The sequence below is a fragment of the Marinobacter antarcticus genome (genome assembly GCF_900142385.1).
Classification (GTDB): Bacteria; Pseudomonadota; Gammaproteobacteria; order Pseudomonadales; family Oleiphilaceae; genus Marinobacter; species Marinobacter antarcticus.
Window position 1 is genome coordinate 2,208,291 of sequence record NZ_FRAQ01000001.1, and the last position, 14,583, is coordinate 2,222,873.

The window sequence follows — 14,583 nt, forward strand, 5'->3', positions numbered from 1 at the left end:
TCCCGTGTTTTTGGTCAACCTCTTTTATCCGGTTTTTCTTTTTCTCAGCGAGGCTCTAAGCGCTTTGCTCAAGGCACTCCAGCGGTTAACGATCAATGCCGCGAAGATCAACGCACAGCCGGCCAGCTGCGTTGTGGTCATGATTTCACCAAACCATCCAGCCGCAAACAGAGATACCCAAACAGGTTCCAGCACCAGAATAACGGCGCCGTGACTGTGTGTGGACAGGCTTTGAGCATAGGTTTGCACAAGAAAGCGCCCGGCGGTGCCTATCGTCGCGCTGGCGAGAACCCACCAGATCAGCAGGGGTGGAGGATGGCTGAAGGTTGGCTGCCAGGGTTCCAGAAACAGTGATTCAGTCAGAGTCACCAGCCCGACTGTAACCAGCGCGATGGCCGTCAAAGGCAAGGCGGGAACCCGGTGCTTTTCGATTGTTTTACCCTGGCGGTTGATCACCGTGCGCTGATTCGCAGCCCGGGTGTTCAGGGTGAAAAACAGCGCAAAAATAGTTGCGGCCGCCACAAAGAACATCTGGCCAGGCTCGGGCTGAAAACCATTGCGCAGTGAGAGCAGGGCGAGCCCGGCTACGGCAACGGGAATGGCCAGCCAAGTACTTGCAGGTTGCAATTCCTTGAAAGCCAGACGGGCAATGACAGGAACAATAACCACGCCAAGGCTGGTAATAAAGGCCCCTTCACCCATGCTGGTGCCATGAAACAGGCCCATCACCCAGAAGCTCATGGCAACGCCAAAAACCAACCCAACGCCCATGCCGCGTTTGAGCTGATCCCCGCTCAAGCGGGCCAGCCGTCGCCAGGCGAACATAGCCAGAAGGCCGCCGGCAATCAGAAACCGCAACCCCATAAACAATAACGGCGGCATGAGCAGCACAGCTTCTTTGGAGAAGATCCAGCTTATGGCTGCAAGCAGGGTAACGGTGACGAGAAGCAGGTCGGATTTATGGGCGTCGGACATGGTGTAAGGGCGTCACCAGAGTTAGGGAAGTGGCGTAGCCCAACAATGTATAGTTTGCGAAGTAAAAAGGAAAGAAGGCTCGTCCGTGAGCCCGCTGGAATCCCTGATGCCAATGGCTGTTAATTGTTAAGTGTAGAGTACACCAGTGTAGACATATCGGTCTGGTCTGAGCCAGGCACTTCTATATACCGGTCTTTTGAACCCCAGAGCTTCCACCAGGGGCGCTTGCTGTAAGTCCTGCTGGCAAAGTCTACCTGCAGGCTGTTCAGCGTTGTGTTGTTCACTACCGGCACCGAGATGTTTCCGGTTTCCGATCCAAGAACACCGCCATGGGTAACACCTTCGTTCATCAATATCGGGTAATGGTTGTAGTAGAGGCCGGCAGGACCATTCTGGCTGGTTACCTTGCCAGCAAGGCTGAGGTTACCGGTGCACGAATCGATACCCTGAGCAGAGGTTGCGCCACAGGATGAATGCGCAGGTACAACGCCGTCGTCTTTACCGGCGATGAAGGGCTTGGTGATGCCCGCGTAGGGTGAACCACCCGCGACGAAGCGGAGCCTTGGAACAGAGTTGGGGCTCAGGGCAAGATTTCTCGCTGTATTGGTTTGCAGGTCATTTACCACGCCCAGTTTCCCTGGCTCAGGCTCTATGCCTGTGAACGCCTGCACGGCGGCACGAAGAGGCCAGTTATACCAGGTCGGGTTGTACGCAAGGCTCAGCGCAAGGTTAGCCAGGTCTGTGCCACCACCAGCGCCAGCGTAGTCTATGGATGCAAGGATTTTCAGTGGAGGTAAACCCTCGTTCTGCAACCAGCGCGCCTGATTTTCCAACAGATAGCGGGTAACAAGATCGCCAGTTGAGTGCGAGACAACTATGCAGAAGTCATTGCACAGTCCTTGCTGACTGATTTCGCGGATCTGCTCATACGCCCTTTGCGCAATGCTGCCTTCAATCCTGCCATCGCTTGGCCAGTCAACGCGGGCTTCTGAGCGGGATAGCCAGAATGTCTGCCAGTAATCCTCGCCGGCGTCTCTGATCGCCTGCAGGTTAGCGGGGGGCGTATCAAGGTCCTCCATCTGAAAGCCGTGAACCAGAATCACATTGTGCCCGGCTAGCTGCGCCTGGGCGGTTCCGGCCATCATACTGCTGGTCAGCACGGTGGCCAGCGCAATTTTACAGGCATATCGGGTCTTTTTTGTTGTCATGATTGCTCCGTTTTGCTTGATTGTTGTTGTGGTACCTCAGAACTTGTCAGCCAGCTGTTTCAGCAGAGCTGCACGCTGTTCTGATTCGGGATTTACCGCCGGAGTGTCATTAAGATCATCAAGATCCGGCGGCTCAAAGCTGTAACCGTCATCCGGGCCGAAGGCATAATGGGTGCGGTCACCGGGCTGAGCCGGCAGTTGCCGTATCTGCAAGTTACGCAGCTGGAACTGTCCGTCGAACGATTTGTTGGCAAGCACAGTGCCGTGAGCTTTCAGTGAGATGGTGCCAGAGGTACGGTCGAGCCGTTTCTCGGCCTGAAGCTGAGCGACAGGTTGCTGGCCATTATAGAGCTGGGCAGACAGTGCATAGAAACCGGAAGCCTGTGGCGAAAAGCTGACGGGAATCACCAGATTGTTGTTGCTGAGGTAGGTGTTTTCCAGGCCTTCAAAATCGCCGAGATAGGGCTCAATGGTGAGGCTGGAGGCATGTCTCACAGGCTTTCCGTCAACGGTTGCTTCCACAATAAGCCGGTATTCTCCCGGTTCTTCGTCGGTTGTCAGGCTGCCCTGGTAGTAGCCTGTCTGGCCATCCTGTTCCAGCGTTGTGCTCCCGACCGAATCCCTGGATTCAGGGTGCTCAAGGGTCGCCTGAAGCGAATAACCCATCACTTGAGGGCCTTGCAATGAGGCGACAACAAGGATGTCCTCACCTCGCGTAAAGCGGAACTTATCGAGGGTGACGGTGAACTGGCCGCCGTTTCCGAGAGGCAGTGCCACGGGTTCGTAGCGATTACCCTGGTAACCTTTCGCCTGAGCCTCGGTTAAAGGAACCGACCAGGGCGGATAACGAACGGACTGGGCATACTGGTCCGCCACTTTAGCGAGCATGAACCCAACGGGATTATCCGAAGGTGGATATTTCTCAAAGCCCGCAGCCGCCTGAGAAGGTCCTGGCGGGGAGCCCGGCCTGGCAGGTTTAAGCTGGTCTTCACCCCCCGCAGTTTTTGTGTCCCAACTAAAACCGAAGCGGTTATTTTCAGACAACAGGTATCCGGTGCCGACCACAATGGAGGCTGCAACTATAACGACTACGAGCGCCTTTCCGAGCATTCATCTCTCCTTCTCAATATTACTCAAAACCAGCCGGAATCCTTTACCGCTTCAAAGCCAAAACGGAGATTTACCTCATCCCCTACCAGAGCCGGATCGAGCCCGTAGGTCATGCCCCATTCGCTGCGCTTGAGGGTTGTTTCAGCGCTAATACCCAGCGTGTATTCTTCATGGCCAATAGGGTATTCGGCAGCCTTGTTCAGAGTCACGTCCAGTTCGACAGGCTTTGTTTGCCCGAGCATGTTCAAGTCCCCGGTGACTATTCCAGATGATTCCCCTGTCGTCTCAAAGCCGGTTACTGTAAATGTAATGTCCGGATATTTGCCGCTGTTAAGAAAATCTTTGCCAGTAAGGTGGTCGTCGCGCTTTTCGTGATTGGTGAACACGCTTTTGCTTTTGAAAACGAGCTTGCCCGAGATCAGTTCCCGGGTTTCTTCGTCGTAAACAAATTCGCCTTCAACCGTCCGGAACATCCCCATTACCGGGGCGTAGCCGATGTGCATGATTTCGAAGACCATCGAGAAATGCTCATCGTCCACCTCAAAGTTGGCGGGCGCCGCATTTGCTACGTTCACAATAGATGCCAGAGAGAAACAGGCAAGAAAAGCCGGTGTCAGAAAAAACTGTTTAGACTGTTTCATGATGAAATCTCCTTTGATAAAGCCAGTACACGTCGGTCAAAAACGACCAGGCGAGTAACAACAGTGCGGTTGCCAGCGTCAGGCTGGCGAAGGAAGGTGAAACGGGCGGCAGGATGGCGACCATCAGGGTAACGATCTGCCACACACAGATGGTTTTGCGTCGGAAACTTTCGGGCAGGGGGGCATTGAGCCAGTTCAGCGCATAAGATGCGGCCACAAACAGGTAGCGCATAATACCCAGTGCGAGAACCCATGCACCGGCTTTGCCGCTTACCATAACAGCCAGGCATAGCCCCAGAATCAGCAGTGCATCCATTTCCATATCGAAACGGGCGCCGAATTCACTCCCTGAGTTGGTCACCCGGGCAAGCTTGCCGTCGACGCCGTCGAGAATCAGGGCAAGCAGAGCGCCAATGGCATAGAGCCAGAGCGCATAGTCGGTGGAGTGCATGGAGATGAACGGCGCCGCGGCCACTAACGCAACAATAAGGCTGCTGCGAAAAAGAGTAGCTCGATTTGCCCAACCAAAATCTTTATCGGCAGGCCAGCTTGTAAACACGGCAACACAGATAACACCATATATCAGGGTTGCGATTACAAACATCGGCCAGGATGATGAAAACAGGATGTCTGCAAAAGCTATCCACAATGCAGTGAGCGCAGCGCCCCAGAGAAGATCGGCCCAAGCTGGTACTCTGCAAGCTGATACTTTGGTCGGTGTCGTGGCCGCCACCAAGGGCTGTTTCGGCTGCCTTTCAGAATCCATAATGGAGCTCCAGCGTATAGGTTTCAGGCGTAAGTCAGTGCCGGGCTAATGTTCATAATTATAGTTGCCGGAACAGGTTATTGCATACGACAGGGAGCCCGTTTCAGAGGCACCTGATTATTCGATTAACATTATTGACACAGGGAGTGCTGGATGAGTTCCGGTTTTAGTTGTTCAACAAAGCAATCCGTGTCCCGGGCCTTTTGGGTAACCGGGCCTGGCGAAGGTCGTATTCTGGAAGCACCGGTGGCATCCGGCCAGCCGGATAACAACGAACCCTGGGTCGTTGTTCAAACGCTATGGTCTGCTGTCAGCAGAGGTACGGAGTCATTGGTGTTCAACGGCCGGGTCCCGGAAAGCGAATTTGATCGCATGCGGGCACCTTTTCAGGAAGGGGCGTTTCCATGGCCGGTAAAATACGGATACGCCAACGTGGGGCGTGTGGTTGAAGGGCCGGACGAACTTGTCGGTAAAACGGTGTTTTGTCTTTTCCCCCATCAGGCATGTTATTCAGTCCCGGCCAGTGCGGTAACACCTGTTCCCGCTGGCGTTCCGCCGGAACGGGCCATTCTTGCAGCCAATATGGAAACCGCGATCAATGGTCTTTGGGACGCCATGCCTGCTGTGGGTGATCGCATTGCTGTGGTAGGTCTTGGTGTTGTCGGCCTTCTTGTCAGTTGGCTTGCCAGCCGCATTCCGGGAACACGGGTGACGGCGATTGATACCAATCCCGCCCGTGCGTCGGTCGCAGAGGCTCTGGGGCTGACCTTTGCATCGGAGTCTTCGGCAGATGATCACGATCTGGTTATTCACGCCAGTGGTCATGAATCCGGCCTGACAGCCGCGCTTGCTCTGGCAGGTCAGGATGCAACCGTGCTGGAAATGAGCTGGTACGGCGACAAGCCTGTTTCTGTCTCACTTGGGGGCGCATTTCACTCCCGCAGGCTTACGCTTCAATCCAGCCAGGTCGGCCAGATCCCGCCGGCTCGCCAGCCCCGGTGGACATACCGTAAACGCCTTGAGCTGGCGCTCGAGTTGCTGCAACACGATGTTCTGGACCAGCTGATTACCGGAGAAACGCCTTTCGAGCAGATGCCGGAAACCATGAGCCGGATTCTTTCGAACGGCAGTGATACGCTTTGCCACCGCATAAAATACTGAGGAGCCTCTTATGTTCAGTCTGACAGTTCGGGATCACATGATGATCGCGCACAGTTTTAATGGTGAGATTTTCGGCCCGGCGCAAAAAACCCACGGTGCCACCTACGTGGTTGATATGACATTCGAGCGCCACGAACTTGATAGCGATGATTTGATTATTGATATCGGCCTGGCGTCTGAGGTGCTCAAGCAAGTGTTGAGCGAATTCAACATGAAGAATCTCGATAATATTGAAGACTTCCGTGGCCGAAACACCACCACCGAGTTCATGGCAAAGAAAGTGTTTGACCGGATGGTTGCCGCCATTCACGCAGGGCGACTGGGCGAAACGGCAAAAGCCGTGCATGCGTTGAAGGTCACTCTGGCTGAGTCGCACATTGCCTGGGCCAGTTACCATGCCGAAGTCTGACACGGCGCTGCACTTCATAGTGCCAGGGGATCCGGATCAGAACACAGGCGGCTATCGCTATGTACGGAAACTGGTTGCAGCGCTGAACCAGGCAGGAACCAGCGCTCAGGTGACGGGGTTGCCCGGCAGGTTTCCCAGGCCAGATGCTGTTGCGACAGGCTCCATGGAGAGCCTGTTGTCACAACTTGCCGATGATTCCCGGGTAATACTGGACGGGCTCGCGATGAGTGCAATGCCCGACGTGCTCGAAAAACATGCTCAGCGTTTGCGTCTGGCGGCCCTTATTCATCACCCACTGGCAGACGAAACCGGGTTAAGCCAGAGCGAGCAGGATTGGTTTTTTGAACGTGAGAAACGGGCGTTGGAAATAGTTCGTGACGTTTTCACAACAAGTCCTTTCACGGCGTCACGGCTGGCCGATTATTGCGTTACCGCCGGGCGCATTCGAACCGCTGAGCCCGGAGCTGAAAGCCCGGTGGTTGATGCGTTGCCAAGCGACACCGAGCCCTCTGGACAGGGCGATAGACCCCGGATGCCACATGCTCCGAAAATTCTCTGCGTTGCGCACCTGTCGCCGCGCAAAGCCCAGCACCATCTGGTAGAGGCTCTTGCCGGCCTGGGTGATTTGCCTTGGCAGTGCACTCTGGCCGGCTCCTGCGAGCGGGATCTGCTCTACGCTGATGGCGTCCGGCAGCAGATTCATGGCGCGGGCCTCAGCGAGCGGATTGATCTGGTAGGGGAAGTTGATGAGCAGCAGTTGGCGAGCCTCTACAGGAAAGCGGACCTGTTTGTATTGCCATCCCTGTATGAAGGCTACGGCATGGTCATTGACGAAGCTTTAGCGGCAAGGTTACCCGTCATTTGTTCGGACGGGGGCGCCCTGAAGAATACCGGAGACCGGCCCGGAGTAGCCTTATACGAAGCGGGGAATACAGAGGCTCTGCGAGAGAGGCTGCGTGCCTGGCTTGGTGATCCAGAAGTCCTGGAGCAGGCTCGCAAACAGGCCGCGCACCAGTCTCACAGCATAAGAACCTGGGCGGACACGGCAAGCCTGTTTCTGAAGGGGCTTGGCTATTTTGACCAATGCCATCGCGACACTTATTTTCCTGAGGAGTGGCTGCAGGCCCGTGAGGCCGCAGATCATCGTGCGCGCTCCGTGGAACTTACGCAGCGGTTGGAACAGTGGGCCGGGGAGACCTTAAAACGAAACGGCCCCGGCCCAGTCAGAGTCGTTGATATAGGCACTGGTCGGGGCTCAAACGCCGCCTATCTTGCCCCGGCGTTATCCTTGCCACAGAGCTGGGTGTTGGTTGATCAGGATGAGGGCTTGCTGGCTGAGGCTTCCCGGCGCGCAAGCCAGCTGGATGTGCCTTTTGAGACTCTTCAGCGCCGTTTAATGCCGGAGGATTTCCAAGGTTTTCTCCCTCATGGCACGGGTGTTGTGACAGCCTCGGCGCTTATTGATCTGGTCTCTGAACCCTGGCTGGCAGCGCTGTTGGCCGAAGTGGTTTCAAAGCAGGCGGCCATCCTGGTCGTACTGAGCTATACCGGTCGCTTTGAGCTTTCACCGGCCCATGAAGACGACTCTCTGCTAAGGGAGCTGGTAAACCAGCATCAGCATGGTGACAAAGGAACAGGTGCGGCGCTTGGGCCGGATGCCGCTGCTGTGCTTGCGGACAAACTGATGAGCGGGGGCTATGAGGTGCAGGTTGCCGATACGCCCTGGCAACTCAACAGCAGGGACTCAGGGCTGGCTACGATGCTGATGGCAGGCTGGGTAAGCGCGGCCATACAACGAAGCCCGGGGTCGGCTGATCGGCTGAACGCCTGGTTTGTCGCCCGAAAGCAACAGCTGGCTGCGAGCAAACTGGAAATCACCGTGAGTCATCAGGACGTCCTCGGGCTGCCGCCGAGTCACTCTGCAGAAAATACACCCAAACGGTCAGCATGAATTTTCTTGGCAACACGGGTAGTCGCATCGCATTGAAATGGCTGGTGACAGCTCTGATCATCGGTGCGGTATTGTTTTTTGTGGATGGTAAAACACTGCTTCGCGAAGTTGCCAGTATCCCACCGGCTGCGATGGTCGCGGGGCTGGTTCTAGGGATTGGCCAGGTGTTTTTGTCGGCCTGGCGGTGGCGTTATACCGCCAACCTTCTGGGCCTCCCGATACCCTACATGCAGGCAGTGCGGGAATATTATCTGGCAACCTTTACCAACCAGGTTTTGCCAGGCGGCGTTTTGGGTGATGTGAACCGGGCGCTTCGCCATGGTGCTGATACCAACAACCGGCTGGCCGCAGCCCACGGTGTTGCTATCGAGCGTTTGTCCGGGCAGGTAGTGTTGGCGGCGGTGGTTGTAACCGGCCTGGCGTGGCTGGTTATCACGGGCAGGGTTGTGGGGGCTAGCCCTACCGGCGCTGGTTCTTTGAGCCATCTTCACTGGCTGCTTGCAGGTGTGTCTGCTGTGATTTTACTGACGTGGTTCCTCGCGAGGAAGAATAAACGGATATCCGTTTATGTTGGCACGTTGCGCGGAGATCTCACCCGGGCCTTGCTGTCATGGCCGGCCTTCCCGTTGCAGGTGCTGACATCTCTGCTGGTGGTGGCAAGCTATCTGGCCGTATTTCTTGTGTTGGCAAACGGCGCAGGTTATCTGGCTGATCTTCCTTCGGCAGGCGTGGTTGCAGCTCTATGCAGCCTTCTCCTGCTCAGTATGGTGATACCTGTCACCGTTTCTGGTTGGGGCGTCCGCGAAGGCGCAGCGGTTATTTTATGGCCAATGGTGGGCTTGCCTGCGGAGCAGGGTGTGGCTCTGAGTGTCGCGTATGGCGCCCTGATATTGGTCTCCAGCTTGCCGGGCGCCCTTTTCCTGTTCAGTTCGCCGGTAAGGCAACGCTGAAATCCAGGTCAAACAGCATGTCACTCCCCAGGTTCACAAACCGGGAAGCGGGCCTGAGTGCGTCATCCAGAAAGTCAATTTCCGGCAGAGAAAACGCCGGCCGGCCGCTGCCGATAATCATTGGCGCAACCATTACATGAAGTCGGTCCAGCAAGCCCGCCTGAAGAAATTTTGAAACGGTCAGGCCCCCGCCTTCTATAAAGATTTTTCTCAGATCAAAGTCTGCCAGAACCTTAAGAATCAGCTCTGGATCAGCCGGCTCTGATCCGCTGCCCAGGCAGGGAATTTCTGTCACAGTGTTCTGGCCATCGTAGTGAGCATTCCCGGGCGTATAATCGCCAGCGACAAGCCGCAGTGTCGGCGCTTCTCCATCTGTAAACAAATGGTGGCTGTCCGGCACCCTGCGGTTGCGGTCTATAATCACTCTTACCGGGTTTGATCCACGGGCACAGCGCACCGTCAGGCGGGGGTTGTCGGTTGCCGCCGTGCCGGCGCCAACAACAACCGCATCTGAAAGGGCTCTGATACGATGCAGGTGAACAATCCCGTCCTCGCCGTTAATAAAGCGCGAGTGCCCGGTAGCGGTCGCTATACGGCCATCCAGACTTTGTCCTAACTGGCCGATAACGTGCTGCGCTGCCCCGGCAGCCCGCGGCTGGCATAAGGGTAAAAACATCTCAAGTAAGGCTAAAGCCTCTTCTTTGGCGGGTTGCAGCAGGTGCCACTCACCGTTGCCGCTCACCTCAAGCGCAGGTTCGTCAGAACCGGGTAACGCAAGGGTTACCCCCGCTCGGTCCTCTGCCTGCAAAATCAGGTCCCAGGCGGCTTCAGTATCCAGAGTGTGAGAAGTCATAAGGTTCCTGTGTGATTGCGTTCAAACCAGTATAGACAGATTGTGCATAAAGCTATATGTACGTTACATTTCCCGATTGACTCTCTTTTCCGGGCAATTTTGCAGAGGCGAATACCATGCGTTACCTGCAGACATTCAACCGCCGGTTGCGGCAGATGCGCGAGGCAGGGCGCTTATCCTGTCAGGATGTCGCCGAGATCTGCGGTGTGGAAGAGGCGCAGGTTATAAGCTGGGAGGCATCGGATGCTAGGCAGCGCACTTATCCGGATGTATCGGCGTTGCTGGATTTCTGCATTAAAACCGAGACACCTCTCGAAGATCTGCTGGATCTGACCGGGCAAGGCGACAATGGGCAACTTGAATTGCCGGGGCTGGCCTTCAGCAAAAGCGACGACCTCTCAATAGCATTGAAAGAGCTGGAGCAGGAGATAAACCGGGTTCAGCTGTCCGAGGAAGAGGTCGAGCTGCTGCGCCGGTTCCGCAAGACAACGGCGGAGAACCGGAGCATGATTCTGCAGATTCTGGGCGCCTGAGCAGCCCGGCTCCGCGCGTTTACCCGTTATTTCTGCTTCTTGTAAATGTTCTCGTACACGTAGTTGGTCGCTTCTACAAAGCCGTCAATGCTGCCGCAGTCAAAGCGCCGGCCCTTGAACTGGTACGCCAGTACGCATCCACTCTTTGCCTGTTCCAGCAGCGCATCGGTAATCTGGATCTCACCGTTTTTACCCGCCGGCGTACGCTCCAGAATGTCGAAAATATCCGGTGTGAGAATATAACGGCCAATGATCGCCAGGTTGCTCGGTGCATCTTCCGGTGCAGGTTTTTCAACCATGTCGGTAATGCGGTACAGGCCGTCTTTCATGGACTCACCGGCAATCACGCCGTACTTGTGTGTTTCATCCGCCGGAACTTCTTCAATGGCAACAATGGAGCAGCGGAACTGGTTATACAGTTTGACCATCTGCGCCAGCACGCCGTCTTCGCCTTCACCCGGACCAACGCAAAAGTCATCGGCGAGTACCACAGCAAACGGGTTGTCGCCTATCAGATTTCGGCCGCTCAGAATGGCATGGCCGAGCCCTTTCATTTCAACCTGGCGGGTAAATGCAAAGGTATTATGGTCGATCAGGTCGCGGATGGAGTTCAGCAGACCTTCTTTGCCTGATCCCGCAATCTGGTGTTCGAGCTCATAACTGATGTCAAAATGATCTTCAATCGCCCGCTTGCCGCGCCCGGTCACAAAGCCAAACTCATGAATGCCGGCTTCGGATGCCTCTTCAACGCCGTATTGCACCAGCGGCTTGTTAACGATGGGCAAAATTTCCTTCGGCATCGCTTTCGTGGCTGGCAGGAAGCGGGTGCCGTAACCGGCAACGGGGAAGAGGCACTTTTTGATCATTTGATTCATCCTTTTGTCGGGATTCGTAGCGTTTCCGTAATTTGAGGCAAGTTTATCAAGTTATCCGCCTGAGGGGAGAGGGCACAAAGGATTCATTACGCTTTGTAATCGTCCGTTTAGCCTATGCTACTCGCGTGAGATACCCGCCAAGTCTCATGCAGTACATACAAATGTCGCTATAACCTACTGTTTTAAGGTTTTTAAATTTGTAATTTTTGGAAACGGCGACTGGATTTTGGCTCTGTGTTTTTTTAAGGTGTGGCTGGTGTTTTTAAAGTTCCGTAATTCCCGTTTTACACTCCGATGAGGCTTTTCCGTGGGACGTACACTGCTGGCTGCCGTTGTTTTTGGCATGTTTGCCGGCCAGATTTCAGCTAACACCGACAAATCCACCTCCGAGTCTCCTTTGTGGGATCTGTATCCTTCAGATCTTCTTCAGTCGGTTACCCGTTACGTCGCCTCCCATTTAGAGTTTTCCGGTGACTCCAGCCAGACCAGCGACAAAGCAGATGGTCGCCTTAACCTGACCAGCAATAACCTGATCTGGTCCCAACACGTGTTAGGTCTCGATTTCAGCGACTCCGTTGCCCGGGAGGGTAGCGCCGAATCCACATCGCTTGCGCTGAGGTACTCGTTCCCGCTGGCGGGCAGTGATTTCCGGATAGATCTCGAAAACCGGGATTATTCTGGCGCCGTGAGCGGTTCGGGGCAGCGTTACGAAGCCCGGGCAGAAAGCCGTAATTTTAAGGTAACGGGCAACCGGTCTCTCTGGTCCTGGCAGGGTGTTGAAGTCAACAGTGTGTTTTCCCATGTCAGTGGCAGCAGCAGCGCATTTGAAGATACCGAATGGGTAGAAGATGCGACTCATCGTCTCTCGAGCTTTGGGCTTGAGGGTTCGGCCTCTCGTGAGCTTTTCGGTGGGCTTTACGCATCCACCTCTCTGATTGCCGTTGGTGGGCTCGATGCCGAAGAAACCTTCAGCGCATCGGGCCATAGCAGCGATGCTGCGGGCTTTCACAGGCTGGCTGTGGCGGCGTCTCTCAGCAGGGAAATGCTGAATTGGAACGTTGGGCTTAACGGCCGCTATCAGTTTGCTCCGGAAGATTTGCCGCCCTCAGAGTACCTTGGTATTGCGGGCCCAGGCATGATGCGGGGGTTTAACGGCCAGTCGGTGCGGGTGGCCGAAGGTGGCTGGCTTCGCATGAATGCGCGCAGCCCGGGTTATCACTGGCCTTTTGCATCCGAACTCAATTCCTTCATTACGTTTTCCCTGCTGCAGGGCTGGGCACCCTATTCAGCGGCTCAGTCCGACCGTTTTGGCAGCACCAGCACCGGCGAAATCTCCCTTCAGCTCTATGCCAGAGATTTTCGGGCTGACATGAGCATTGGTCAGATGCTCAATGCTTCCAACGCGGCGCTCCTGATGCCCACCAGCCCTGATCTCTCGTTCTCAATTTCAGTCGGTATCTGAACACGGCCTTCCTGTCTTTCTGTGTCTTTTCAGTCTCCTTGTTACTAAGATGTCACTTGAGGCCTGCCATGCAGCGGGTGTTACATTTACAGGCATGCTTAAAAGGAATTGTTCTATGACTGGGTCTCGGCTGCCAGCGTTTTTCTCCAGCCTTATTATTCTGATAACACTCTCGGGCTACGCGCAGGCGTTCGGGTTCAAAGAGGTAACTGACAAAGCCAAAACCCTGGCCAATGAAAAGTATCAGAAACCAGCACGGGCGCCTGACTTCCTCAGAAACCTCAGTTACACGGATTACCAGTCGATCCGCTTCAACCCCGAACAGAGCCTCTGGCGTTCTGGCGGCTCACGGTTTCAAGTGATGATGATTCCACAGGGCAGTTTCTACTCCAACGCTGTCCAGCTCAATGTTATCGATAGTGAAGGTGTGCACCCGATCGGGTTTGATAAAACCCGGTTTGACTATCCCGACCCTGAACTGGCGAAACGGATTCCTGCCGACCTTGGTTATGCCGGGTTCAAGTTGACCTACCCCTTATCCGGCAAGGGTGAACAAAACCAGTTTCTGGTGTTTGGTGGTGCAAGTTACTTTCGTGGCGTGGGTGCAAATCAGAACTTCGGGCTTTCCGGCCGGGGAATAGCGGTAGATACTGGCCTGCCATCCGGTGAAGAGTTTCCGGCATTCACTGAGTTCTGGATGGAACACCCAAAGGCAGGTAGCGATGTCATGGTTGTTTATGGCTTGCTGGACGGCAAAAGCCTGACGGGGGCATACCGCTTTGAAATCCACCCCGGTAAAAACACGCAAATGGATGTAACTGCGCAGCTGTTTTTCCGGAATGATATCGAGCAGTTGGGCCAGGCACCGCTCACATCCATGTTTTTCTATGGCGACAACACACTGCGCCCGCGGGGAGAATGGCGCCCTCAGGTACACGATTCTGACGGACTGTTGATCAACGACGGCAAAACCGGTGAATGGCTTTGGCGTCCGCTTGTGAACCCGGCCGATCTGCAGTTGAGTTATCACCATGTACAGAGCTTGAATGGATTCGGCCTGATTCAGCGCGCCCGGAAGTTCGATGATTTCCAGGATAATGAAGCTCGCTACGACCGCCGTCCAAGTATGTGGATAAAGCCTCTTGGCAACACTGAAGAAGGCTGGGGAGAAGGGCAGGTCGTGCTGGTTGAAATACCGTCACGCTCAGAAACCAACGATAACATTGTGGCATTCTTCAAGCCGGGGCAGCCGGTAAAAGCCGGTGAAAACCGCAACCTGAAATACTCTGTGATGTTTGGCGAGCCTGAAATCACCGGTCATCCTGATGGCCGCGCCGTACGTACGTTTGTGGGGAGCGCAAATGCGAGAGAGGGTTCGAGCGAGGCCTTACGATTGATTGTTGACTTCAGGGGCGGTGAGCTCGCAGGGCTGCGTCCGGATGCGACGGTTGTCAGCCAGGTTAGTGGCGGTGATGGCGTTGAAGTGATTGAGCACTTTGTTGAGTACATCGAAGCCAGCGATGTGTGGCGTCTGTCGATTCTCGCAAAGCCCCCGGCAGGGCAGCCGCTCACCTTGCGAGGCTTCCTGAACAAGGACAACAAACCGGTCACGGAAACGTGGACTTACCTGCTCGGGCCTTCAACAGACCTTCGCGCAAATTCTCGGTAGCCGCAACGAGCGGGCAATAG

14 protein-coding genes are annotated in these 14,583 nt (G+C 55.2%); 7 read left to right on the plus strand and 7 right to left on the minus strand.

Features of this window, described 5'->3' with window-relative positions; genetic code table 11:
* Positions 1–24 precede the first annotated feature (24 nt).
* The 5 genes from BUA49_RS10360 to BUA49_RS10380 all read right to left on the minus strand — a co-directional run bounded on the left by BUA49_RS10360 (position 25) and on the right by BUA49_RS10380 (position 4,700).
* On the minus strand, positions 25–975 hold the full coding sequence (locus BUA49_RS10360) for a DMT family transporter (protein WP_072797074.1): 951 nt from the start codon (positions 973–975) through the stop codon (positions 25–27).
* 119 nt (positions 976–1,094) lie between these two features.
* Positions 1,095–2,183, minus strand: coding sequence for a hypothetical protein (locus BUA49_RS10365; RefSeq protein WP_072797076.1), 1,089 nt, complete (start codon positions 2,181–2,183; stop codon positions 1,095–1,097).
* A 36-nt stretch (positions 2,184–2,219) separates the two neighbouring features.
* Positions 2,220–3,293 carry a hypothetical protein gene (locus BUA49_RS10370; protein ID WP_072797078.1) on the minus strand — a complete coding sequence of 358 codons (1,074 nt, stop codon included), beginning with the start codon at positions 3,291–3,293 and terminating at the stop codon, positions 2,220–2,222.
* Positions 3,294–3,316: 23 nt separating this feature from the next.
* Positions 3,317–3,934, minus strand: coding sequence for a YceI family protein (locus tag BUA49_RS10375; protein WP_072797080.1), 618 nt, complete (start codon positions 3,932–3,934; stop codon positions 3,317–3,319).
* Positions 3,921–4,700, minus strand: coding sequence for a CDP-alcohol phosphatidyltransferase family protein (locus BUA49_RS10380; RefSeq protein WP_084063532.1), 780 nt, complete (start codon positions 4,698–4,700; stop codon positions 3,921–3,923). The genes BUA49_RS10375 and BUA49_RS10380 overlap by 14 nt, the downstream gene beginning before the upstream one ends.
* Positions 4,701–4,853: 153 nt before the next feature.
* On the opposite strand from BUA49_RS10380, the gene BUA49_RS10385 reads away from it, so the two are divergent.
* Genes BUA49_RS10385 through BUA49_RS10400 form a run of 4 tightly spaced genes read left to right on the plus strand, consistent with a single transcriptional unit; the run spans position 4,854 to position 9,171 of the window.
* Positions 4,854–5,861 (plus strand): zinc-dependent alcohol dehydrogenase, encoded by a 1,008-nt coding sequence (locus BUA49_RS10385; protein WP_072797082.1) that lies wholly within the window; start codon positions 4,854–4,856, stop codon positions 5,859–5,861.
* A 10-nt stretch (positions 5,862–5,871) separates the two neighbouring features.
* Positions 5,872–6,270 carry a 6-pyruvoyl trahydropterin synthase family protein gene (locus BUA49_RS10390; RefSeq protein WP_072797084.1) on the plus strand — a complete coding sequence of 133 codons (399 nt, stop codon included), beginning with the start codon at positions 5,872–5,874 and terminating at the stop codon, positions 6,268–6,270.
* Positions 6,257–8,221: a glycosyltransferase gene (locus BUA49_RS10395; RefSeq protein ID WP_072797086.1), complete on the plus strand. Its 1,965-nt coding sequence runs from the start codon at positions 6,257–6,259 to the stop codon at positions 8,219–8,221. The genes BUA49_RS10390 and BUA49_RS10395 overlap by 14 nt, the downstream gene beginning before the upstream one ends.
* Positions 8,218–9,171, plus strand: a complete 954-nt coding sequence (locus BUA49_RS10400) for a lysylphosphatidylglycerol synthase transmembrane domain-containing protein (protein ID WP_072797088.1) — start codon at positions 8,218–8,220, stop codon at positions 9,169–9,171. Before BUA49_RS10395 ends, BUA49_RS10400 begins: the two co-directional genes overlap by 4 nt.
* Here the strand turns inward: BUA49_RS10400 and BUA49_RS10405 are convergent.
* Complete coding sequence (locus tag BUA49_RS10405; RefSeq protein ID WP_072797090.1) at positions 9,146–10,024, minus strand: RibD family protein; 879 nt, start codon at positions 10,022–10,024, stop codon at positions 9,146–9,148. The two genes, BUA49_RS10400 and BUA49_RS10405, sit on opposite strands and share 26 nt — an antisense overlap.
* Positions 10,025–10,140: 116 nt before the next feature.
* Between BUA49_RS10405 and BUA49_RS10410 the strand changes: the two genes are divergently transcribed.
* The gene (locus tag BUA49_RS10410) at positions 10,141–10,557 is read left to right on the plus strand and encodes a helix-turn-helix domain-containing protein (protein ID WP_072797092.1); all 417 of its coding nucleotides are present in this window, start codon (positions 10,141–10,143) and stop codon (positions 10,555–10,557) included.
* Between the two features lie 26 nt (positions 10,558–10,583).
* Here BUA49_RS10410 and galU read toward each other — a convergent pair whose 3' ends face one another.
* A complete protein-coding gene (gene galU / locus BUA49_RS10415) occupies positions 10,584–11,423 on the minus strand; it encodes a UTP--glucose-1-phosphate uridylyltransferase GalU (protein ID WP_072797094.1) in 840 nt (279 codons plus the stop codon).
* 316 nt (positions 11,424–11,739) lie between these two features.
* Between galU and BUA49_RS10420 the strand changes: the two genes are divergently transcribed.
* Both BUA49_RS10420 and BUA49_RS10425 read left to right on the plus strand, forming a co-directional pair.
* Positions 11,740–12,894, plus strand: coding sequence for a ShlB/FhaC/HecB family hemolysin secretion/activation protein (locus tag BUA49_RS10420; protein ID WP_072797095.1), 1,155 nt, complete (start codon positions 11,740–11,742; stop codon positions 12,892–12,894).
* A 115-nt stretch (positions 12,895–13,009) separates the two neighbouring features.
* Positions 13,010–14,563 carry a glucan biosynthesis protein G gene (locus BUA49_RS10425; protein ID WP_072797096.1) on the plus strand — a complete coding sequence of 518 codons (1,554 nt, stop codon included), beginning with the start codon at positions 13,010–13,012 and terminating at the stop codon, positions 14,561–14,563.
* Positions 14,564–14,583: the final 20 nt, after the last annotated feature.

What these genes read in the sequence shown, in the direction of transcription:
- BUA49_RS10360 (WP_072797074.1), bottom strand. Translation starts at nt 975, where the DNA reads ATGTCCGACGCCCATAAATCCGACCTGCTTCTCGTCACCGTTACCCTG.
- BUA49_RS10365 (WP_072797076.1), bottom strand. Translation starts at nt 2,183, where the DNA reads ATGACAACAAAAAAGACCCGATATGCCTGTAAAATTGCGCTGGCCACC.
- BUA49_RS10370 (WP_072797078.1), bottom strand. Translation starts at nt 3,293, where the DNA reads ATGCTCGGAAAGGCGCTCGTAGTCGTTATAGTTGCAGCCTCCATTGTG.
- BUA49_RS10375 (WP_072797080.1), bottom strand. Translation starts at nt 3,934, where the DNA reads ATGAAACAGTCTAAACAGTTTTTTCTGACACCGGCTTTTCTTGCCTGT.
- BUA49_RS10380 (WP_084063532.1), bottom strand. Translation starts at nt 4,700, where the DNA reads ATGGATTCTGAAAGGCAGCCGAAACAGCCCTTGGTGGCGGCCACGACA.
- BUA49_RS10385 (WP_072797082.1), top strand. Translation starts at nt 4,854, where the DNA reads ATGAGTTCCGGTTTTAGTTGTTCAACAAAGCAATCCGTGTCCCGGGCC.
- BUA49_RS10390 (WP_072797084.1), top strand. Translation starts at nt 5,872, where the DNA reads ATGTTCAGTCTGACAGTTCGGGATCACATGATGATCGCGCACAGTTTT.
- BUA49_RS10395 (WP_072797086.1), top strand. Translation starts at nt 6,257, where the DNA reads ATGCCGAAGTCTGACACGGCGCTGCACTTCATAGTGCCAGGGGATCCG.
- BUA49_RS10400 (WP_072797088.1), top strand. Translation starts at nt 8,218, where the DNA reads ATGAATTTTCTTGGCAACACGGGTAGTCGCATCGCATTGAAATGGCTG.
- BUA49_RS10405 (WP_072797090.1), bottom strand. Translation starts at nt 10,024, where the DNA reads ATGACTTCTCACACTCTGGATACTGAAGCCGCCTGGGACCTGATTTTG.
- BUA49_RS10410 (WP_072797092.1), top strand. Translation starts at nt 10,141, where the DNA reads ATGCGTTACCTGCAGACATTCAACCGCCGGTTGCGGCAGATGCGCGAG.
- galU (WP_072797094.1), bottom strand. Translation starts at nt 11,423, where the DNA reads ATGATCAAAAAGTGCCTCTTCCCCGTTGCCGGTTACGGCACCCGCTTC.
- BUA49_RS10425 (WP_072797096.1), top strand. Translation starts at nt 13,010, where the DNA reads ATGACTGGGTCTCGGCTGCCAGCGTTTTTCTCCAGCCTTATTATTCTG.